17 protein-coding genes and 1 pseudogene are annotated in these 17622 nt (G+C 66.4%); 9 read left to right on the top strand and 9 right to left on the bottom strand.

Annotated features, from left to right (window positions below):
* Positions 1–96: 96 nt before the first annotated feature.
* The 3 genes from J0J10_RS16470 to J0J10_RS16460 all read right to left on the bottom strand — a co-directional run bounded on the left by J0J10_RS16470 (position 97) and on the right by J0J10_RS16460 (position 2863).
* Complete coding sequence (locus J0J10_RS16470) at positions 97–660, bottom strand: NADPH-dependent FMN reductase (protein WP_291638773.1); 564 nt, start codon at positions 658–660, stop codon at positions 97–99.
* A 126-nt stretch (positions 661–786) separates the two neighbouring features.
* The gene (locus J0J10_RS16465) at positions 787–1590 is read right to left on the bottom strand and encodes an RNA methyltransferase (protein ID WP_291647483.1); all 804 of its coding nucleotides are present in this window, start codon (positions 1588–1590) and stop codon (positions 787–789) included.
* 133 nt (positions 1591–1723) lie between these two features.
* On the bottom strand, positions 1724–2863 hold the full coding sequence (locus J0J10_RS16460; RefSeq protein ID WP_291647481.1) for a dipeptidase: 1140 nt from the start codon (positions 2861–2863) through the stop codon (positions 1724–1726).
* A 384-nt stretch (positions 2864–3247) separates the two neighbouring features.
* On the opposite strand from J0J10_RS16460, the gene J0J10_RS16455 reads away from it, so the two are divergent.
* The 7 genes and pseudogenes from J0J10_RS16455 (at position 3248) to J0J10_RS16425 (ending at position 9794) form a co-directional block, all read left to right on the top strand.
* Positions 3248–4165: a branched-chain amino acid ABC transporter permease gene (locus J0J10_RS16455; RefSeq protein WP_291638770.1), complete on the top strand. Its 918-nt coding sequence runs from the start codon at positions 3248–3250 to the stop codon at positions 4163–4165.
* A 4-nt stretch (positions 4166–4169) separates the two neighbouring features.
* The gene (gene livM, locus J0J10_RS16450) at positions 4170–5552 is read left to right on the top strand and encodes a high-affinity branched-chain amino acid ABC transporter permease LivM (protein ID WP_291647479.1); all 1383 of its coding nucleotides are present in this window, start codon (positions 4170–4172) and stop codon (positions 5550–5552) included.
* Positions 5552–6424: pseudogene (locus J0J10_RS16445) on the top strand (ABC transporter ATP-binding protein); the annotation flags it as partial. The gene livM and the pseudogene J0J10_RS16445, both read left to right, overlap by 1 nt.
* 23 nt (positions 6425–6447) lie before the next feature.
* Positions 6448–7179: an ABC transporter ATP-binding protein gene (locus J0J10_RS16440; protein WP_291638767.1), complete on the top strand. Its 732-nt coding sequence runs from the start codon at positions 6448–6450 to the stop codon at positions 7177–7179.
* A gap of 43 nt (positions 7180–7222) precedes the next feature.
* Positions 7223–7576: a DUF6867 family protein gene (locus J0J10_RS16435; protein ID WP_291638766.1), complete on the top strand. Its 354-nt coding sequence runs from the start codon at positions 7223–7225 to the stop codon at positions 7574–7576.
* A 150-nt stretch (positions 7577–7726) separates the two neighbouring features.
* The gene (locus J0J10_RS16430) at positions 7727–8842 is read left to right on the top strand and encodes a branched-chain amino acid ABC transporter substrate-binding protein (protein WP_291647477.1); all 1116 of its coding nucleotides are present in this window, start codon (positions 7727–7729) and stop codon (positions 8840–8842) included.
* A 289-nt stretch (positions 8843–9131) separates the two neighbouring features.
* A complete protein-coding gene (locus J0J10_RS16425) occupies positions 9132–9794 on the top strand; it encodes a hypothetical protein (RefSeq protein ID WP_291647475.1) in 663 nt (220 codons plus the stop codon).
* Between the two features lie 99 nt (positions 9795–9893).
* Here J0J10_RS16425 and J0J10_RS16420 read toward each other — a convergent pair whose 3' ends face one another.
* The gene (locus tag J0J10_RS16420; RefSeq protein ID WP_291647473.1) at positions 9894–10460 is read right to left on the bottom strand and encodes an RBBP9/YdeN family alpha/beta hydrolase; all 567 of its coding nucleotides are present in this window, start codon (positions 10458–10460) and stop codon (positions 9894–9896) included.
* Between the two features lie 46 nt (positions 10461–10506).
* A complete protein-coding gene (gene purB / locus J0J10_RS16415) occupies positions 10507–11814 on the bottom strand; it encodes an adenylosuccinate lyase (protein ID WP_291647471.1) in 1308 nt (435 codons plus the stop codon).
* A gap of 181 nt (positions 11815–11995) precedes the next feature.
* Between purB and J0J10_RS16410 the strand changes: the two genes are divergently transcribed.
* A complete protein-coding gene (locus J0J10_RS16410; RefSeq protein ID WP_291638761.1) occupies positions 11996–12346 on the top strand; it encodes a DUF1428 domain-containing protein in 351 nt (116 codons plus the stop codon).
* A gap of 194 nt (positions 12347–12540) precedes the next feature.
* Here J0J10_RS16410 and rpe read toward each other — a convergent pair whose 3' ends face one another.
* The 3 genes from rpe to J0J10_RS16395 all read right to left on the bottom strand — a co-directional run bounded on the left by rpe (position 12541) and on the right by J0J10_RS16395 (position 15120).
* Positions 12541–13224 (bottom strand): ribulose-phosphate 3-epimerase, encoded by a 684-nt coding sequence (gene rpe / locus J0J10_RS16405; RefSeq protein ID WP_291647470.1) that lies wholly within the window; start codon positions 13222–13224, stop codon positions 12541–12543.
* 202 nt (positions 13225–13426) lie between these two features.
* Positions 13427–14104 (bottom strand): glutathione S-transferase family protein, encoded by a 678-nt coding sequence (locus J0J10_RS16400; protein WP_291647469.1) that lies wholly within the window; start codon positions 14102–14104, stop codon positions 13427–13429.
* A gap of 47 nt (positions 14105–14151) precedes the next feature.
* Positions 14152–15120: a Na+-dependent transporter gene (locus J0J10_RS16395; RefSeq protein ID WP_291638758.1), complete on the bottom strand. Its 969-nt coding sequence runs from the start codon at positions 15118–15120 to the stop codon at positions 14152–14154.
* Between the two features lie 262 nt (positions 15121–15382).
* Between J0J10_RS16395 and J0J10_RS16390 the strand changes: the two genes are divergently transcribed.
* Positions 15383–16630 carry an NAD(P)/FAD-dependent oxidoreductase gene (locus tag J0J10_RS16390; protein ID WP_291647468.1) on the top strand — a complete coding sequence of 416 codons (1248 nt, stop codon included), beginning with the start codon at positions 15383–15385 and terminating at the stop codon, positions 16628–16630.
* A 90-nt stretch (positions 16631–16720) separates the two neighbouring features.
* Here the strand turns inward: J0J10_RS16390 and J0J10_RS16385 are convergent, their stop codons facing one another.
* Positions 16721–17593 (bottom strand): bile acid:sodium symporter family protein, encoded by an 873-nt coding sequence (locus J0J10_RS16385; protein ID WP_291647467.1) that lies wholly within the window; start codon positions 17591–17593, stop codon positions 16721–16723.
* Positions 17594–17622 lie beyond the last annotated feature (29 nt).

Genomic DNA, 17622 nt, shown 5'->3' with positions numbered 1-17622 from the left:
ATCGGACCGAAAAGTGGACTCCGCTTTTCGGAAAACTCCGATGCGATAACACTGAGATAGATCACCGTGATCGCGTCCGAACGGACGCGCGGTGATCTAGCCGCGCAGCGGCTTCAGCGCGCCAGCCCATTTGCCGAGCTCTGTGAGCAGGTCGGCGGCGCTCTTGCGGTGCAGGTCGTTGGCGGCGAAGACCCCGTCCTTGATCGACTGGCCGACCATCGGAACCGTGACGGCTTCCATGATCGGCATCATCTTCAGGGTGGTGACGATCTGCTTGGTCAGCTGGACGGCGCGCAGCCCGCCGGAAACGCCGCCATAGCTGACGAAGGCGCAGGGCTTGTAGGTCCACTCGCCATAGACATAGTTCAGCGCATTCACGAGGGCTGGCGTTGGGCCGAAATTATATTCCGGCGTGACGAAGACATAGGCGTCCGCGGCCTCGACGCTAGCGCTCCAGCGCCTGGTGTGCTCGTGGATGTAGTCGCGCATGACGGGGTGCTTCGGCTCGTCATAGACCGGCAGCGCGAAGTCGGCGAGGTCGACGAGATGGGCATCGAAGCCGGGGTGGGCCTGCGCGACCCCGTGAAACCAGTTGGCGACCGCCGGGCCGACGCGGCCGGGGCGGGTGCTGGCGATGATGGTGTGCAGCCGAAGCGTCATGCGGTTCTCCTGGAGCTGGGGCAGCAAAAGCCGCCATGCCGGGAGCGAGCTTAGCCTGTGCGGCATGCTCTCGGAACCGGGCACCAGCCCGGGTTTGCCCCAGGATCCGTCGTAGCGCGCGGCGATCTACGCCGCAGGCTCCTCAGGGCGTCGCCGGCGCGGGCCTTCCGTCAGGGACTTGAAGACGCCGCGCAGCGTGCGGGCTTCCTGCTCGGTCATTGCGAGGCGGTGCAGAATGTCGCGCAGATTGGCGCTCATGATCGCCTTCTTGCCCGGCGGGAAGAAGCCGCACTGGTCGAGCTCGGCCTCGACATAGTCGAACATCGAGAGCACCGTCGCCCGCGTCGCCGGCGGGGAGGGGGTGTTCTCGCGGAAGCTCGGCTCGCCGCCCGATGTCTTGAGCCATTCATAGCCACAGAGCAGCACCGCCTGGGCGAGGTTGAGCGAGGCGAAGGCGGGGTTGACCGGGAAGGTCAGGATCGCGTCGGCGAAGCTGATCTCCTCATTGGTCAGGCCGATGCGCTCGCGCCCGAACAGGATGCCGACCCGCTCGCCGCCGCCGATCCGCTCGCCGAGGCCGGGCATCGCCTCGGCCGGGGTGAAGACCCGCTTCATCTGGCCGCGCTCGCGCGCCGTCGTCGCCAGCACATGGTTGAGGTCGGCGATGGCCGAGGCGGTGTCCGGATAGAGCCTGGCATTGTCGAGGATATGGGTCGCGCCCGAGGCGGCCGAGGTCGCGCCCTTTTTCAGCCCGCCGCCGGTCGGCCAGCCGTCGCGCGGCGCGACGAGCCGCATCTCGGAGAGGCCGAAATTGGCCATGGCGCGGGCGCACATGCCGATGTTCTCGGCGAGCTGGGGCTCGACCAGGATGACGATGGGAGCCTGCCCCGTGACGGGAGGGCGGGTGCGGTCGGTACCGGAGCCGGTCATGCGCGGAGTTTCCTGAAGCGGGCGCAGCTTTGCGCCTGCCGCCCGCGCGCCGTCAACCGGTCAGAGGGCATCGGGGAGCCGGAAATCACCGGCGTTTCCCCTGTTTTCTGCGCGCCCGTCGCTGTCCGGCGACTCAGCCGGCAGCCTGCTCCACCGCCCGCATCACCCGCAGCGTGTTGTCGGAGGCGAGCTTGGCGAGGTTCGCTTCCGACCAGCCGCGACGCAGCAGTTCGGCGATCACGTTCGGGAAGGTCGAGACATCCTCGAGCCCTTCGGGCACGGCGCCGCCGAAGAAGTCCGAGCCGATGCCGACATGGTCATGGCCGATGCGCTGCGCGAGATAGTCGAGATGGTCGCAATATTCGGCGAGCGTCGCCTTGGGGCGCGGACCGGACTTCCTGACGATCTCGGCCTCCGCCGCCTTGTAGTCGAGCCCGTCCGGCGTCTTGCCGTACTGGTCCTTGGCCGGCCGGTGCCAGTCGCGCGAGGCCTGGCTGATGAAGTCCGGCACGAAGGTCGCCATCACCACGCCGCCATTGCCGGCGACGCGGTCGAGCACGTCGTCGGGCACGTTGCGCGGGTGGTCGCAGAGCGAGAAGGCGTTGGAGTGCGACCAGACCACCGGCGCGCTGGTGACGTCGAGCACGTCATGCATCGCCTTCGGCGCGACATGGGCGAGGTCGACGACCATGCCGAGCCGGTTCATCCGGCCGATCACCGCCTTGCCGAAGGCCGAAAGCCCGTTATGGCGCGGCGCGTCGGTCGCCGAATCGCACCAGTCATGCGTGCCGTTGTGGCAGAGCGTCATCAGGCGGACGCCGAGCCCGTAATAGGCGTCGAGCGCGTCGAGCTCGCCGTCGAGCGCCGAGCCGTTCTCGATCGTCATGAACAGGGCGATCTTGCCCTCGGCCTTGGCGGCAGCGACGTCATCGGCCGCCAGGCCGGCGCGGAAGACGTCGGCATGGCGGGCGGTGACCGCGCGCATCAGCGCGATCTGCGCCAGGGCGAAGCCGGCCGGGTTCTTCTGGTTCGGCGGGACATAGGCCGCGAAGAACTGGCCGGCGAGCCGGCCGGCGCGCATCCGGGGAATGTCGGTATCTGTTTCGGGGTGGACCCGACCGAGATCATAGGCGGCGACATCGCCCTTGGCCGCGGCGTCAAGCCGCAGGACATAGGGCATGTCGTTATGCCCGTCGATCAGGGCGACATGCTCCAGGAGCGTGAGCGCCCGCGCCTGCGCGGCGTCGGTGATGGGGGGCGAGGCGAGGGCCATGGCTTACCTTCGAAGGCAGGAATCGCGAGGCCCGATGGTGGCAGGAGCCGACCTGCTGCGCGAGTGCGAAAACCGTCTGGCCGCCATCGGTTTCGCGAGGTTTTCGCGCGCTATGCGGTTTCGAGCGTTTCGTATGCCCCAACCATGGTCGTATTTTTCCGTGAAGGGTGCGCAATTATCTTGCGAAAGAAGCTTGCAGGGCGGCAATTTTGTCCGTCAATTGCATATGCAAAGAGGCGCAGATTGCTTTTGACAGAAATGTGGCGCGGGTGGATTGTCGGCGGCGCAGACCGTTGCTAGCTCTGCGTCGCAATCGCATCCCGCATGCGTCGACGTCATGTCGACTCACAAGAACGGGCTGATTCGAGGGGACAGGCGTCGTCAATGGAAGTCTTCGTCCAGCAGCTCATCAATGGGCTGACCCTGGGGTCGATCTACGGCCTCATCGCCATCGGCTACACGATGGTCTTCGGCATCATCGGCATGGTGAATTTCGCCCATGGCGACGTCTTCATGCTCTCGGCCTTCATTGCGCTGATCTTCTTCATGCTGATCTCGGCCTGGCTCGGAGCCGGGCTGATCGTGCTGTCGCTGTTCTTCGTGCTGATCCTGGCGATGTTCTTCACCTCGCTGTGGAACTGGACGATCGAGCGGGTCGCCTACCGGCCGCTGCGCGGTTCGTTCCGCCTCGCGCCGCTGATCTCGGCGATCGGCATGTCGATCTTCCTGATGAACTTCGTCCAGGTCGTGCAGGGGCCGCGCAACAAGCCGACGCCGCCGATGCTGAACAAGTCGATCCTGCTGATCGACAGCGCGACCTACCCGGTCTCGATCTCCTACAAGCAGATCATCATCATCGTCTCGACGGTCGTGCTGCTGGCCGCCTTCTGGTTCATCGTGCAGAAGACCTCGCTCGGCCGGGCCCAGCGGGCCTGCGAGCAGGACCGCAAGATGGCGTCCCTGCTCGGCATCGACGTCGACCGCACGATCTCGATCACCTTCGTGATGGGCGCCGCGCTCGCAGCCGTCGCTGGCGTGATGTACCTCGTGCTCTACGGCGTGGTCTCCTTCCATGACGGCTTCGTGCCCGGCGTGAAGGCCTTCACCGCGGCGGTGCTCGGCGGCATCGGCTCGCTGCCCGGTGCCGTGCTCGGCGGGCTGCTGATCGGCCTGATCGAGGTGATGTGGTCGGCCTATTTCACCATCGACTACAAGGATGTCGCGGCCTTCTGCATCCTGGCGGTGGTGCTCGTGTTCATGCCTTCCGGCATCCTTGGCCGGCCCGAAGTCGAGAAGGTCTGACGCGATGGCCATCGACGCAACGACGCCGGCTAAGCGCCAGGCCGACATGATGGCGGCCCTGAAGGAAGCAGCCTTCGCCGGCCTGATCACCCTCGGCCTGTGCATCCCGATCATCTCCTGGGGCACGCGCCAGAACATCGAGAACCAGCTCGTCCTCGATCCGCGCTGGGACACGGTCGCCTGGGCGGTGGCGATCGTCTTCGTCGGGCGCTTCCTGATGGCGCTGCGCAAGCAGACGCGCGATCCGAACAAGCCGGCGGTCCGGCTCCTGCCGCATGGCACGATCGGCTTCTTCCAGCGCCATTCCGGCCTGTTCTCGCTGTTCGGCCTCGGCTTCCTGATCGTCTTCCCGATCATCGCGATCACGCTCGCCGGCTGGGGCGGAGCGCTGAAATGGATCGACAATTTCGGCGTCCAGATCCTGATCTATGTGATGCTCGGCTGGGGGCTGAACATCGTCGTCGGTCTCGCCGGCCTGCTCGATCTCGGCTATGTCGCCTTCTACGCGGTCGGCGCCTATTCCTACGCGCTGCTGGCCAAGAATTTCGGCCTGTCCTTCTGGATCCTGCTGCCGCTCTCGGGGATCCTTGCCGCCTTCTGGGGCATGCTGCTCGGCTTCCCCGTCCTGCGCCTGCGCGGCGACTATCTCGCCATCGTGACGCTCGCCTTTGGCGAGATCATTCGCCTCGTGCTGGTCAACTGGACGGATTTCTCGAACGGCTATGCCGGCATCTCCGGCATTCCGCGGCCGACCTTCTTCGGCATCCCGTTCACCGCCGCGGATAACGGCTTCGCCGCTGTGTTCGGGCTGGAGTTCACACCGCTCTACCGGACGATCTTCCTCTATTACGTCATTCTCTCCCTGGCGCTGCTCACCGCCTTCGTCAGCCTGAGGCTCCGGCGCCTGCCGGTCGGGCGCGCCTGGGAGGCGCTGCGCGAGGACGAGATCGCCTGCCGCTCGCTCGGCATCAACACCACCAACACCAAGCTGACGGCGTTCTCGCTCGGAGCGATGTTCGGCGGCTTCGCCGGCTCGTTCTTCGCGGCGCGGCAGGGCTTCATCTCACCCGAATCCTTCGTCTTCATGGAATCGGCGATCATCCTCGCCATCGTCGTGCTCGGCGGCATGGGCTCGCTCTGGGGCTGCGCCATCGCGGCGATCGCGATGATCGGCGGCACCGAGCTTTTGCGCGAACTCGACTTCCTGAAGCAGGTCTTCGGCAATGATTTCGACCCGACCAAGTACCGGATGCTGATCTTCGGCTTCGCCATGGTGGTGATCATGATCTGGAAGCCGCGCGGGCTGATCTCGACCCGCGAGCCTTCGGCCTTCCTCAAGGAGAAGAAGGCGATCTCGGCCGACATGGTCCAGGAAGGGCACGGCTGATGAGCGATGCGATCACCCTGCTCAAGGTCGAGCATCTGACGATGCGCTTCGGCGGCCTCACCGCCGTGAACGATCTCTCCTTCGAGGCACGCACCGGCGAGATCACCGCGCTGATCGGGCCCAATGGCGCGGGCAAGACCACGGTGTTCAACTGCATCACCGGCTTCTACAAGCCGACCGAGGGGCGGATGGCGCTGATCCATCCGCTGCCGGACACCGACCAGCTGATCGCCGACACGACCCAGCGCGGCGTCTCCTCGATCAACCGGGCCTCCGTCCATCTGCTCGAGCGGATGCCGGATTTCCGCATCGCCTGGGAAGCGAAGATCGGCCGCACCTTCCAGAACATCCGCCTGTTCAGCGGCATGACGGTGCTGGAGAACCTCCTGGTCGCGCAGCACAACCCGCTGATGATCGCCTCGGGGTTCACCTTTCTCGGGGTGCTCGGCGCCCGCAGCTACAAGGTGCGGGAAAAGCAGGCGATCGAGAAGGCCAAGTTCTGGCTCGAGAAGATCAACCTGATCCACCGGGCCGACGACCCGGCCGGTGATCTGCCCTATGGCGATCAGCGCCGGCTCGAGATCGCCCGCGCGATGTGCACCGACCCGGTGCTGCTTTGCCTCGACGAGCCGGCCGCCGGCCTCAACCCGCGCGAGAGCCTCGAACTCAACACCCTGCTCCTGTCGATCCGCAAGGATCTCGGCACGGCGCTGCTGCTGATCGAACACGACATGTCGGTGGTGATGGAAATTTCGGACCATGTCGTGGTGCTCGACTACGGCACCAAGATCGCCGACGGGACGCCGAAGGAGATTCAGGCGGACCCGAAGGTCATCGCCGCCTATCTCGGCGTCGACGACGAAGAGGTCGCGGCCGTGGAAGCGGAGGTCGGCCTATGAGCGAGGCACAGCCGCTGCTGCGCGTTCGCGGCGTCAAGACCTTCTACGGCAAGATCATCGCGCTGAAAGGGGTCGATATCGACGTCAACCAGGGCGAGATCGTCACGATGATCGGTGCCAACGGTGCCGGCAAGTCGACGCTGATGATGACGATCTTCGGCAATCCGCAGGCCCGTGAAGGCACCGTCACCTATGACGGACGCGACATCACGCGGATGCCGAGCCACGAGATCGCCCGCATCGGCATCGCCCAGTCACCGGAAGGGCGCCGGATCTTCCCGCGCATGACCGTGCTGGAGAACCTGCAGATGGGCGCGGCCGTCGCGGGGCTGCAGTATTTCGACGAAGACCTCGAGAAGATGTGCACGCTCTTTCCGCGGGTGAAGGAGCGGCTGCAGCAGCGCGGGGGCACCCTGTCCGGCGGCGAGCAGCAGATGGTGGCGATCGCGCGCGCGCTGATGGCGCGGCCGAAGCTGCTCCTGCTCGACGAGCCTTCGCTCGGCCTCGCGCCGCTGATCGTCAAGCAGATCTTCGAGGCGATCGCCGAGCTCAACCGCAGCCAGGGGCTGACCGTCTTCCTGGTCGAGCAGAACGCCTTCCATGCGCTGAAGCTCGCCCATCGCGGCTATGTCATGGTCAACGGCCTCATCACCATGAGCGGTTCGGGCAAGGAACTCCTCGCCAATCCGCAGGTGCGTGCCGCCTATCTCGAAGGCGGGCGGCATTGAAGGCGTCGGTTCGGAGCGGCGCAGGCCGGATGGGAGCACGGTGATGCAGGGCATCCTCTACGAAGAGCCGACGATCTGGCTGTTCCTTCTCGTCACGGTGGTGATCGGCGGCTGGGCCGCCTGGATGACGGGCCGGGCGGTGGCGATCACCTGGCGGCCCTTCCTGCAGCTCGTCGCCTATACGCTGGTGCTCGGCCTGGTCATCCGCTTCATCCATTTCGCCCTGTTCGAGGCGACCTTGCTGACCCTCCACTACTACCTGGTCGACACGCTGGTGCTGTTCGCCTTCGGCCTGGCGGGCTGGCGGTACAACCGTACGCGGCAGATGACGACCCAGTATCGCTGGCTCTACGAGCGCACCGGCCCCTTCACCTGGAAGGCTCGGGAAAGCGCCTGAAAGGGGCGAAAAACACCACGAAAGTTCACGTCCTTGCCGCGTGACAGCATCCTGAAAAAGCGCAAGACTGCGCTCCACGGTGGCACCACGCGCCGAGACGGGCCGGCTCCTGGCCGACCCGTTCAATGAAAGACAGGGGAGTCACGAGACATGAAGAAGCTGCTCTTGGGCGGAATCGCCCTTGGCGCGGTCCTCGCCTTTTCCGGCGTGGCCAATGCACAGATCAAGCTCGGCGTCGGCGGCCCGCTGACCGGCCCGAACGCGGCCTTCGGGGCGCAGCTCAAGAACGGCGCCGAGCAGGCGGTGGAGGACATCAACGCGGCCGGCGGCGTGCTCGGCCAGAAGATCACGATCTCGCTCGGCGACGACGTCTCGGATCCGAAGCAGGGCGTCTCGGTCGCCAACAAGTTCGTCGGCGACGGCGTGAAATGGGTGCTCGGCCACTTCAATTCCGGCGTCACCATGCCGGCATCGGAAGTCTATGCCGAGAACGGCATCCTGATGATCAGCCCGTCGGCGACCAACCCGAAGATCACCGAGCGCGGTCTGTGGAACGTCTTCCGCACCTGCGGACGTGACGACCAGCAGGGCGGCGTCGCGGCCGAGTACATCGCCAAGACCCTGAAGGGCAAGAAGATCGCGATCGTCCACGACAAGACGACCTATGGCCAGGGCCTCGCCGACGAGACCCGCAAGGGCCTGACCAAGGCGGGCGTCAAGGACGTGCTCTATGAAGGCGTCAACGCCGGCGAGAAGGACTTCTCGGCGCTGATCTCGAAGCTGAAGTCGACGGGCGCGGACTATCTCTACTGGGGCGGCCTGCACACCGAAGGCGGCCTGATCGTGCGCCAGATGCGCGACCAGGGCCTCAAGACCGTGCTGATCTCGGGCGACGGCATCACCACCGACGAGTTCGCCACGATCGGCGGGCCGGGCGTCGAGGGCACGCTGATGACCTTCCCGCCGGATCCGCAGAAGCGTCCGGAGGCGGCCGCCGTCCTGAAGAAGTTCGAGGCCCGCAAGTTCAAGCCGGAAGCCTACACCCTGTACAGCTATGCGGCGGTGCAGATCATGGCCGAAGGCGCCAAGCGCGCGAACTCGACCGATCCGAAGAAGATCGCTGCGGCCCTGCAGGGCGGCGCGCCGGTCGACACGGTGATCGGCAAGCTCGGCTTCGACAAGAAGGGCGACATCACCCGCCCGGACTACACGATCTACACCTGGAAGAAGGGCGCCGACGGCAAGATCACCTATGTCGAGAACTGATCTCGGCGGCTGAACTTTCTCAGGCCTGAAACGAGCCCGCTCCGGAGCGATCCGGGGCGGGTTTTCGTTGACGGGTATCGGACCTCTTCGCAACAGGTGACCTATCGCGCCGGCTTCGTGCCGCCCGTCGGGAAACGGTGCGAGCTTGCCGAGCCGGGGGCGATTCCGCACCGAGGCCAAGGCCATGCTAAACTGGCAGCGGGTCGGTCGCCTTGCCCGTCTCCGAATTTGGACAGGCCAACCGGTGCGACGCGTCCCGGAACGCGGAACAGGACGGGAGGGTCGAGCGATGCGTGTCGGATGGACTGAACTTGCCGCCGCCGCTGGTCTGCTGGTGCTGACGGCGAGCGCCGGCCAGGCCCAGACTGCCGAGATGAGCTTCTTCGTGACGAGCGCCGGCTCCGGCAAGGGAGCCGATCTCGGTGGGCTCGCCGGCGCCGATGCGATCTGCCAGCGTCTCGCCCAGGTGGTCGGCGCCGGCGGCAAGGCCTGGCGGGCCTATCTCTCGACGCAGGCGGCGGACGGGGCGGCGGCGGTGAATGCGCGCGACCGGATCGGCGCCGGACCCTGGCGCAACGCCAAGGGGGCGGTGATCGCGAGCAGCCTCGCCGAGCTGCATGGCGCCGCGGCGAACCTCACCAAGCAGACCGCGCTCACTGAGAAGGGCGAGATCGTCAATGGCCGCGGCGACACGCCCAATCAGCACGACATCCTGACGGGCTCGCAAGCCGACGGCACGGCCTTCGGCCCGGGCGAGGACCGGACCTGCGGCAACTACACCAGGAGCGGAACCGAGGGCGTCGTGATGCTCGGCCACCATGACCGCTCGGGACTGGACGATTCGGCGGCCGCGAAATCCTGGAACATGTCGCATCTGTCGCGCGGCTGCAGCCAGGATGCTCTGAGGAGCACTGGTGGAGCCGGACTGCTCTACTGCTTCGCTGCGAACTGACGTGATCCGCGGCACGCGGCCGAAGCGCGATGCGAGGGGCCGTGTGCAGGGCACGAGCCCGACCCGGAATGGCTCGGGGCGGGATCGTGCTGGCGTCCGTCAGTGCCGCAGGACGCTGAGGCTGCGCATGAAGCCGGCGAAGCGCAGCAGCCCGTCCGGCCAGGGGCCGTGGCCGGATTCCGCGTTGAGATGCCCGCTCTCGCCGGCATCGACGAATTCGGAGCCCCAGGCTTCGGCCAGCGCCTTCGCTTCCTCGGGCGTGCAGTAGCTGTCATTGGTGCTGGCGATCAGCACCGAGCGGAAGGGCAGGGGCTCGCGCCGGTGCTCGATGAAGTCGGCGCCCATGCCCGGGATGGAGCGCTTGGCCCGCTCGGCGGCCGGAGCGACCAGGAAAGCGCCGGCGACCTCTCCCGGCTTCAGGTGCTCGGCCGCATGCGCGACGGTGCTGACCCCGCAGGAATGGGCGACGAGGACGACGGGCTTGGTCGCGGCGCGCACCGCCGCGACGATGCGGTTCGCCCAGGCGTCGCGGGCCGGCTTGTACCAGTCCTCCTGCTCGACGAGGCGGGCGCTGGAGAGCTTGGCGACCCAGCGGCTCTGCCAATGGTCCGGCCCGGAGCCGGACCAGCCGGGGATGATGAGGATGTCGGCGTCGGAGGTCTTCATGGCCGCTAGATAGCCATGAAGACGCCGATGTCCATAGACGCAGCCATCAAGCCTTGCCGAACACGCGCCGGAAGATCGTGTCGACGTGCTTGAAGTGATAGCCCTCGTCGAACATCGCCTCGAGATCAGCTGCTGAGAGCCGCGCGGTGACGTCCTTGTCGGCCTTGAGATTGGTGAGGAAGTCCTCGCCATGCTCCCAGGTGCGCATCGCATTGCGCTGGACCAGGCTGTAGCTCTCCTCGCGGCTGGCGCCGGCCTGGGTCAGAGCGAGCAGGACGCGCTGCGAATTGTGCAGGCCGCCGAGCTGGTCGAGGTTCTTCCTCATGTTCTGCGGATAGATCAGCAGCTTGTCGACGACGCCGGTCAGGCGGGCGAGCGCGAAATCGAGCGTCACCGTGGCGTCGGGGCCGATCATGCGCTCGACCGAGGAGTGCGAGATGTCGCGCTCATGCCAGAGAGCGACGTTCTCCAGCGCCGGGGTGACCATGCCGCGCACCAGCCGGGCGAGGCCGGTCAGGTTCTCGGTCAGCACCGGGTTGCGCTTGTGCGGCATCGCCGAGGAGCCCTTCTGGCCCGGCGAGAAATACTCCTCGGCCTCGTAGACCTCGGTGCGCTGGAGATGGCGGATCTCGGTTGCGAGGCGCTCGACGCAGGAGGCGACGACGCCGAGCGTGGCGAAGAACATGGCGTGGCGGTCGCGCGGAATCACCTGGGTCGAGACCGGCTCGACGGTCAGCCCCATCTTGGCCGCGACATGCTCCTCGACCCGCGGGTCGATATTGGCGAAGGTGCCGACGGCGCCGGAGATGGCGCAGGTCGCGATCTCGGCCTTCGCGGCGACGAGGCGGGCGCGGCAGCGGTCGAACTCGGCATAGGCCTGGGCGAGCTTCAGGCCGAAGGTCACCGGCTCGGCGTGGATGCCGTGCGAGCGGCCGATGGTCGGGGTCAGCTTGTGCTCGAAGGCGCGGCGCTTGATGGCGGCGAGCAGCGCGTCGACATCGGCGATCAGGATGTCGGCGGCGCGGGCGAGCTGCACGGCGAGCGTGGTGTCGAGCACGTCCGAGGAGGTCATGCCCTGGTGGACGAAGCGCGCCTCGGGGCCGACGATCTCGGCGAGATGGGTCAGGAAGGCGATGACGTCATGCTTGGTGACGCGCTCGATCTCGTCGATGCGGGCGACATCGAAGACCGCGTCCCTGGCCTTGGCCCAGATCGTCGCCGCGGCCTCCCTGGGAACGACGCCGAGCTCGGCGAGTTTATCGGTGGCGTGGGCCTCGATCTCGAACCAGATGCGGAAGCGCGCCTGCGGCTCCCAGATCGCGACCATTTCGGGGCGGGAATAGCGGGGGATCATCGGCGGGCTCGCAACTGGACAGAGGTTTCCTTGCGCGCTCGCTAGCACGTGCGGGCCGTGGACGGAAATGCCGGGGCCGCTGCTGACAGCTTCGGACCATCGCCTTGCCTAGCGTCCGCGCCGGCTGGGGGCGGTGCTCTTTCTCCCGAGAGTGCCGGCAGACCCAAAGGAGGAAAACGCGATGTCCTATGTCGATGGTTTCGTCGCGGCCGTGCCGGCCGCCAATCGCGAGGCCTATGCCGAACATGCCCGCAAGGCTGCGCCGCTGTTCAGGGAATATGGCGCGACGAAGGTCGCCGAGTACTGGGGCGACGATGTCCCGCGCGGCAAGCAGACCGATTTCTTCCGGGCCGTCGAGGCGAAGGAGGACGAGGTCGTCGTCTTCTCCTGGGTGGAATGGCCGAGCAAGGCGGCGCGCGATGCCGGCTGGGAGAAGATCATGGCCGATCCGCGCATGCAGCCCGGCGCCAATCCGATGCCTTTCGACGGCAAGCGCCTGATCTATGGCGGCTTCGCGCAGATCGAACTTTGAACGTTCGAGGTTCGATCGATCGCTGTGCCGTCATTCCGGGGCGGGCCGCAGGCCCGGTCCCGGAACCCATGAACACGGGCTGAAACTGACTGTGTCGGTGCCGCGGACTACCGAGCCCGGTCGCGATTATGGATTCCGGGCTCGCCGCTGACGCTGCGCCCCGGAATGAGGGTCTAATGGCCTTCGGTTGCGCCTCAGACCCAGTCGCCGCGCGCCGCTTCGGCCGCCTTGCGGATCGCGGCGATGTTGCCGGCATAGGCCGAGGGGCCGCCCTTGAACACGGCCGAGCCGGCGACCAGCACATTGGCGCCGGCCTTCGCCGCGAGCGGTGCCGTCTCGGGTGTCGCGCCGCCGTCGATCTCGAGCGCGATCGGCCGTTCGCCGATCAGGGCGCGGACCCGCGCGATCTTGTCGACCACCGAATGGATGAAGCTCTGGCCGCCGAAGCCGGGATTCACCGTCATCAAGAGGATGAGATCGAGGTCGTCGAGCAGGGGCTCGACGGCGCTTGCGGGCGTACCGGGATTGAGCACGAGGCCGGCCTGCTTGCCCTGCGCCTTGATCGCCTGGATCGTGCGGTGCGGATGCGGCCCGGCCTCGACATGGAAGGAGATCAGGTCGGCGCCGGCCTTGGCGAAGGCCTCGACGTAAGGATCGACCGGGGCGATCATCAAATGGACGTCGAAGAACTTCTTCGTATGCGGTCGGATCGCCTTCAGCACATCGGGCCCGAAGGTGATGTTGGGCACGAAATGCCCGTCCATCACGTCACAATGGATCCAGTCGGCGCCGGCTTCATCGATGGCGCGGACTTCCTCGCCGAGCTTGGCGAAGTCGGCGGAAAGGATGGAGGGTGCGATGCGGATCGTGTTTTTCATGCGCGGCGTTTAGCCTGTTTCGTTCGATCGCGAAACCATTCCGGTGTCATCCCGGACAAGTTGCGTCAGCGGCGCCGATCCGGGATCCATTTCGGAGCTTTTCCGAAAGAGGTCCAGGCATGAGTCCCGGGTCTGCGCTTCGCTCCGCCTGGGATGATCGCGGCCATGCACGGAAATAGAGAGCGCCCAATACCGACTGAATTCACGCCCGCTTCAGCGGAAACGACAGGCGCCGGTCGGCTTCGGCGATCTCGACCGTGGCCTGCGCGAAAGCCGGCCGCAGCTTCAGCCGCTCGAACCAGCGCGACAGGCCGTCGAAAGGGGCGAGCGAGGGGCCGCCCAGGCGAAGCGAGAACAGCACGCCCATGAACAGGGCGATGTCGGCGACAGAAACGGCGTCGCCGAAGAATTCACGGCCGGCGAGCCGGTCCTCGAGTCCGGCATAGTGCTTTTCCAGCGCCTGTTCGGCGATCAGCGCGTCGGCCTCCTGCGCAAGTCGCCGGATCTGGTCTGTGTTCGGTGGGCTGGTGCGGTGCATCAGCGGCTTCAACGCCTGCAGCATGATCTCGTCGGCATAGAGCTCGTCGAGCCGGCAGCGGGCCCGGGCGCCGGGACAAAGCGGAAAGAGTGGCGGCTCGGGGTAAGCGTCTTCGAGGTATTCGAGGATCACCGTCGAATCGTAGAGCACGATCCCGTCGTCGTTCAGCACCGGGACCTGCTGCTTGGGGTTGATGGCGACGACTTCGGGATGCTTGGGGTCGTAGCCGGTGGTCTGGTTGAACGGCACCATGATCCGCTCGAACGGCAAGGCCTTCTCGCGCAATGCGATCTCGACCTTGCGCGAAAACAGACTCAGCGGCCCTGAATAGAGGGTGATCATGGTCGTCGCTCCAGGTTTTCTTGGAGCGAGCGTCCCATTACTTCCAGTCAGGGCGAGTCAGCAGGCGCCTCCCGCCGCCTGATCCGAGCCGCGATACCGCGCAGGAGCCAGGGCAGCAGATAGATCGGAAACTGGGCGACGGCGAAGAAGAGATAGGTCGTCGGCGGCACGCCGGCGCCGAGCGCAGCGACCAGCAGCCCCATATTGCGCTGTCCGGTACCGTAGCCGATCATGAAGCGTTCCGAGACGGGGAAGCGCCAGAGCAGCAGACAGGCACTGGCGAGGCCGACCGCCGAAACCAGGAAGGCGACTGCGGCGAAGAGAGCGACCTGACCCGGCCGGGCAAGGGCGGCGTCGGTCACGCCATCCATCGCGGCGATGGCGAAGATGAAATACATCAGCACGCCGAAGCCATCGAGATTGGGCTTCAGCTCGCGGATGCGCGCGGCGCCGAGCCAGCGCCTGATCGCTGCGGCGACCACGATGCCGCCGCCGATGAACAGGACGAGCCGGAAGGTCAATGCCAGTCGGTCGAGCGGCACGGCGGCACCGGCCAGCCAGTCGACCAGGAACGGCGCGACCAGCGGGCTGACGATGGTCGTGACGATGACGCCGGCGATGATCAGCGAGGGCTCGAAGCCATAGAGGATGGCGACCGCGGGCGAGGACATGATCGGCGGCGCGGAGCCGAGCAGGGCGATGCCGAGCAGCAGGCCGGGGTCGAGCGCCTCACGCCCGATCAGAAGCAGGGCGGCGCCGATCAGCAAGGCGGGCGCTGCCATCAGCCAGAGACAGGTTGCGACAAGCTTCGCCGGCCGGCGCACCAGCCCGGCGATCACGGCGAAATCGGCCCGCATGAAGACGACCGTGGTGAAGCAGAAGATCGTGATCGGCAGCAGCGGACGCGCCGCGGCGGAAAATTGCGGCAGGGCCAGGCCGAGCAGGATCGAGAGGGCAAAGCCCTGTGTGCCGTAGCGGCCGAGAAGGGCGAGGGCGGAAGCAAAAACGGAGAGCATCGATAGCCGGGACAGCAGGAAGGTGGGGCACACTGGCCGATCCGCGCGCCTGCGTCATCTCGTGGGCGCGCATCGCTGCCTTGCGCGAGGCAGAAAATTGCAGGCTTTGTCGGTAGTTCTCGGAAAAAATAAGCTCTTTCTCCAGGATGGCGCAAAATTTGCGAAAGTTCGTGGCAATCTGCGCAAAATTGCGCACGCCGGCTGACAGCGCCGGTTCGGGCGCTATTGTGGGCGGCTGGGAAGGGCTGGCGGAGTTGGCGCGATGCGCACGGATACTATCGTTCTCGGGGCAGGAATCGTCGGGATTGCGGTCGCGCTGCATCTGCAGAAGGCAGGCCGTTCGGTGCTGCTGGTCGATCGCGGCCAGCCCGGCGGCGAGACCAGCTACGGCAATGCCGGCCTGATCCAGCGCGAGGGCGTCTACCCTTATGGCTTCCCGCATGATTTCGGGGCGCTGATCCGCTATGCGATGAACAACACCATCGACGCGCATTACCACTGGAACGCGATGCCCAAGCTCGCGCCCTTCCTGTGGTCCTACTGGATGCATTCGCGGGCGTCGCAGCACGAGGCCATCGCCCACAAATACGCGACCCTGATCGAGCATTGCGTCAGCGAGCACGATGCGCTGGCGCAGGAAGCCGGCGCGACCGATCTCCTACGCCGCAAGGGCTGGATGAAGGTCTTCCGCACGGTGCGCGAGCAGGAGACGCGGCTGGCCGAGGCGGCGCGCTGGAAGCGCGATTACGGTCTGAACCATCGCGCTCTCGATGCGGCCGCGCTGCGCGCCGAGGAGCCGCATCTCGACCAGAGCCTGATCGGCGGCCTGCAATGGACCGACCCGGTGACGGTGATCGATCCGCTCGGTCTCTCCAAGGCCTATGTCGCGCTGTTCGAGACGCTCGGTGGCCGGGTCGCGCAGGGCGATGCCGGCACGCTAAGCCAGAATGGCGAGCTCTGGAGCGTGACGCTGGCCGATGGCGGCAAGGCCGAGGCGCGCGACGCGGTGGTGGCGCTCGGGCCCTGGGCCGACGTGCTGACCAACCGGCTGGGCTATCGCCTGCCGCTCGCGGTGAAGCGCGGCTATCACATGCATTACAAGCCGCTCGGTAACGCAGTGCTCAACCATCCGGTGCTCGATACCGAGCGCGGCTATTTCCTGGCGCCGATGCGCCAGGGGGTCCGGCTGACCACCGGCGCCGAATTCGCCAACCGCGATGCGCCGAAGACGCCGGTGCAGCTCGCCCGGGCCGAACCGATCGCCAAGACGCTGTTCCCGCTCGGCGAGCGGCTCGATCCCGAGCCCTGGATGGGCTGCCGACCCTGCACGCCGGACATGATGCCGATCATCGGGCCGGCGCCGAAGCACCGGAATCTCTGGTTCTCCTTCGGCCACGCCCATCACGGGTTGACGCTCGCCGCCGTCACCGGCCGGATGATCGCCGAGATGGTGACGGGCCAGAAGGTCTTCGTCGACCCGACGCCCTTCGCGCCGGCACGGTTCGGGTAGTTCTCCCGGATTCTCCGGAGATCTCATCTTGAGGAGCGGGCCGCAGGTCCGCGTCTCGAAGGATGAGGGCTCCGTGTTCGCCGTTCAGCCTCAGCCGACCGCTACCGCGCGCTGCCTGCGCAGCAGGAACAGCACGAAGAGCGTCGCGGTGACATACATGACCAGGCTGTAGATGCCCGGCACGACGGCGGCGGCGGGGTTCTTCAGCACGTTGAGCGCGATATAGATCGCCAGGGCCGCATTGTGGATGCCGATCTCCATCGAGATCGCCACGGCCTGGCTGCGCGGCAGGCGCAAGGCGAGCGGCGCAAGATAGCCCGAGAACATGCTGAGCAGGTTGAAGGCGAGGCAGGCGCTGCCGACCGCGACGAGGCTCGGCAGCAGAGCCTTGCGCTCCATGTAGATCGCGATGGCGATCAGTGCCGCCAGCACCAGGATCGCGAACAGCTTGATCGGCTTCTCGGCCCGCAGGGCGAAACGCTCGGCCCGGGCGCGCACCAGCATGCCGAGCGCCACCGGGATCAGGATGATGGCGCCGACCTCGATGACCTTGCGATGCGGCGGCGGGACATATTGTTCCGTTCCCAGGAAAAAGCCGAGCGAGAGGTCGAGCACGATCGGCAGCGTCACCAGACAAAGCAGGCTGTTGACCGCGGTCAGGGTGATGTTGAGGGCGACATCGCCGCGCGCGAGATGGCTGTAGATGTTGGCGGTGGCGCCGCCCGGTGCGGCAGCGAGCAGCATCAGCCCGACCGCATGATCGGGCGAGAGCCTGAGCGCAATGGCGATCGCGAGCGCGCCGAGCGGAAGCAGGACCACCTGCAGCGCCAGGCCCGAGCCGACGGCCAGCGGATAGCGCGCGACACGACGGAAATCGTCGAGGGTCAGGCTCAGTCCAAGGCCGAACATGATGATGCCGATAGAAAGCGGCAAAAGCAGATCCGTCAGGATCGAAGCCTGCATAATACGTTCCCCCCTTTCGGCGTTTGGCG

It is taken from the genome of Allobosea sp., assembly GCF_017308075.1.
In the GTDB taxonomy this organism is placed as follows: domain Bacteria; phylum Pseudomonadota; class Alphaproteobacteria; order Rhizobiales; family Beijerinckiaceae; genus Allobosea.
The sequence above is the reverse complement of the archived record's forward strand: the minus strand, read 5'-3'. Positions and strand labels throughout refer to the sequence as shown.

What these genes read in the sequence shown, in the direction of transcription:
- J0J10_RS16395 (WP_291638758.1), bottom strand. Translation starts at nt 15,120, where the DNA reads ATGCTCTCCGTTTTTGCTTCCGCCCTCGCCCTTCTCGGCCGCTACGGC.
- J0J10_RS16410 (WP_291638761.1), top strand. Translation starts at nt 11,996, where the DNA reads ATGTCCTATGTCGATGGTTTCGTCGCGGCCGTGCCGGCCGCCAATCGC.
- J0J10_RS16460 (WP_291647481.1), bottom strand. Translation starts at nt 2,863, where the DNA reads ATGGCCCTCGCCTCGCCCCCCATCACCGACGCCGCGCAGGCGCGGGCG.
- J0J10_RS16390 (WP_291647468.1), top strand. Translation starts at nt 15,383, where the DNA reads ATGCGCACGGATACTATCGTTCTCGGGGCAGGAATCGTCGGGATTGCG.
- J0J10_RS16470 (WP_291638773.1), bottom strand. Translation starts at nt 660, where the DNA reads ATGACGCTTCGGCTGCACACCATCATCGCCAGCACCCGCCCCGGCCGC.
- J0J10_RS16400 (WP_291647469.1), bottom strand. Translation starts at nt 14,104, where the DNA reads ATGATCACCCTCTATTCAGGGCCGCTGAGTCTGTTTTCGCGCAAGGTC.
- J0J10_RS16465 (WP_291647483.1), bottom strand. Translation starts at nt 1,590, where the DNA reads ATGACCGGCTCCGGTACCGACCGCACCCGCCCTCCCGTCACGGGGCAG.
- J0J10_RS16435 (WP_291638766.1), top strand. Translation starts at nt 7,223, where the DNA reads ATGCAGGGCATCCTCTACGAAGAGCCGACGATCTGGCTGTTCCTTCTC.
- J0J10_RS16430 (WP_291647477.1), top strand. Translation starts at nt 7,727, where the DNA reads ATGAAGAAGCTGCTCTTGGGCGGAATCGCCCTTGGCGCGGTCCTCGCC.
- J0J10_RS16440 (WP_291638767.1), top strand. Translation starts at nt 6,448, where the DNA reads ATGAGCGAGGCACAGCCGCTGCTGCGCGTTCGCGGCGTCAAGACCTTC.
- J0J10_RS16455 (WP_291638770.1), top strand. Translation starts at nt 3,248, where the DNA reads ATGGAAGTCTTCGTCCAGCAGCTCATCAATGGGCTGACCCTGGGGTCG.
- rpe (WP_291647470.1), bottom strand. Translation starts at nt 13,224, where the DNA reads ATGAAAAACACGATCCGCATCGCACCCTCCATCCTTTCCGCCGACTTC.
- purB (WP_291647471.1), bottom strand. Translation starts at nt 11,814, where the DNA reads ATGATCCCCCGCTATTCCCGCCCCGAAATGGTCGCGATCTGGGAGCCG.
- livM (WP_291647479.1), top strand. Translation starts at nt 4,170, where the DNA reads ATGGCCATCGACGCAACGACGCCGGCTAAGCGCCAGGCCGACATGATG.
- J0J10_RS16385 (WP_291647467.1), bottom strand. Translation starts at nt 17,593, where the DNA reads ATGCAGGCTTCGATCCTGACGGATCTGCTTTTGCCGCTTTCTATCGGC.
- J0J10_RS16425 (WP_291647475.1), top strand. Translation starts at nt 9,132, where the DNA reads ATGCGTGTCGGATGGACTGAACTTGCCGCCGCCGCTGGTCTGCTGGTG.
- J0J10_RS16420 (WP_291647473.1), bottom strand. Translation starts at nt 10,460, where the DNA reads ATGAAGACCTCCGACGCCGACATCCTCATCATCCCCGGCTGGTCCGGC.